The organism is Coprococcus sp. AF102-57 (assembly GCF_027686195.1).
GTDB classification, from domain to species: Bacteria; Bacillota; Clostridia; order Lachnospirales; family Lachnospiraceae; genus Allocoprococcus; species Allocoprococcus comes.
On the sequence record NZ_JAQCSY010000049.1, the window covers coordinates 1 to 1,856 of the forward strand.

Annotated in this window: 1 protein-coding gene; it reads left to right on the plus strand. The window is 39.4% G+C overall.

The window, feature by feature from the left end; all coding sequences use genetic code 11:
- The first annotated feature begins 122 nt into the window (after nt 1-122).
- Entirely contained in the window at nt 123-1,721 is a 1,599-nt protein-coding gene (locus PGZ10_RS16490; protein ID WP_270247651.1) for a transposase, read from the plus strand.
- The last annotated feature ends 135 nt before the right edge of the window (nt 1,722-1,856 follow it).

The window sequence follows — 1,856 nt, forward strand, 5'->3', positions numbered from 1 at the left end:
ATGATGCCAGGGTCAAAAGCCCCAAAATAGAACCTTGAAAATTTAATATTTTACAGTAACTACAAGCATTTTAGCCTTTCATGCGTTATAATAAAGGCAGCTTTTGAAAGGTGATATGTCCTATGTCCTTTAAAACAAATGATTGCCAGCAGTTATCTTTTGATGATAGTTTCATGACGCTCACTGAGCGCGAAAGAAAAGCATTAGAAAAATCCTGGGCAAAGGTTTTTGCTGATGAAATCTTCCCTGCAATAGATGAGGAGCGCTTTGCTGTCCTATATAGTGATAAGGCATCCAGACCTAACGCACCTGTAAATGTTATCATAGGTGCTCTCATCATTAAGGAACTTTTTGATTATTCAGATGACGAAATTGTTGAAAATCTGATGCTTGACCTTCATCTGCAATACGCACTGCATACCACAAGCTTTGCAGAGCAGCCTATATCAGATAAAACTCTGAGCCGTTTCCGTAAAAGATGCTACGACTATGAAACACTTCATGGTGTAGACCTATATCGTGATTGTGTGAAGGAGCTTAGCAACAAGATTGCTAAGATGATGAAGCTGAATGGACGTATCCGTCGCATGGATTCCATTATGATAGAATCCAACATCCGTTTCTTAAGCCGTATGGAGCTGATTTACACCTGTATATCCAAGCTGGTTGTTTACCTTTCAAAGAATCACTCGGAAAAGCTTCCTGCACAACTGGAGCGTTATACTGACGCAAATGATTATAACCTTCTTTTCTATCATCAGAGAAATGATGACATGGACCAGATCATTCAGATGTTGTTGACGGACTGTGACTGTCTGCTGGAGCTGTGCAAATCAGATTTTGAAGAAGTAACGGAATATCAGCTTTTCGTCAGATGTCTTTCAGACCAGACTGTTGTTGAAAATGAAAAGCGTCGTCTGAGAACAAAGGAAGATGGTACCATGAATTCATCTGCACTTCAAAATCCGTCCGATCCCGATGCCACATACAGAAATAAATCCGGCAAACTGCATAGGGGCTATGTTGCCAACATCGAAGAAACCGTAGGCCAAAATGGATCTGTAGTAACGGATTACCAGTTTGATAAAAATACTCATACGGACAGCCATTTTCTTCAGGAATCTCTTTCAGCAATGGAGAAATCTGAAGAAGAAATCATTCTGGTTACAGACGGTGGTTATGACGGACAGGATAACATTGCTCTTGCAAAGGAGAAAAATGTCAAACTGATAACAACAGCTCTGATAGGTAAAGAGGCTCCAGATGCTTTGGCTGACTTTGAATTTAATGAGGATGGAACCCGTCTGTTAAAATGTGCCGCAGGTCATGAGCCTATAAGCCAGAGTTTTACAAAATCAACAAGACAATGCAGAGTATCATTTGAGCGTAATCATTGTGCCGGTTGCCCATATCAGGATCAGTGCCGTCCAAAGATTTATAAAAAAGTTGCCAGCTTTATTACTTCAAAAAATGCATCTAACAGAGCGAGAAGCCAAAGATACATGCAGAGTGAAGAATTCAGTAACTTAGCAAAGTTGAGAAATGGAGTAGAAACCGTTCCTGCTAACATCCGAAAGAATTATCACCTTGATAAACTTCCAAGAGGTAAACAACGTGGTAAATTTTTCTTTGGAAGCAAAATAGCAGCATTAAATTTCCGAAAGCTCTTTGGATTCCGAAAGGGTCTTGGTAACTATGCACAAAATCCGATATTAGCTTAGATGTGAATCAGAAGTATACCAATCATTCTAAGCTAATAAAGGCTCTTATATCAAATCTACTGTGAAATATTAAATTTTCAAGGTTCAAGCAGGGGTTAGTATATAGAAAACGCTATGTTTTGACCCCGGCATCAT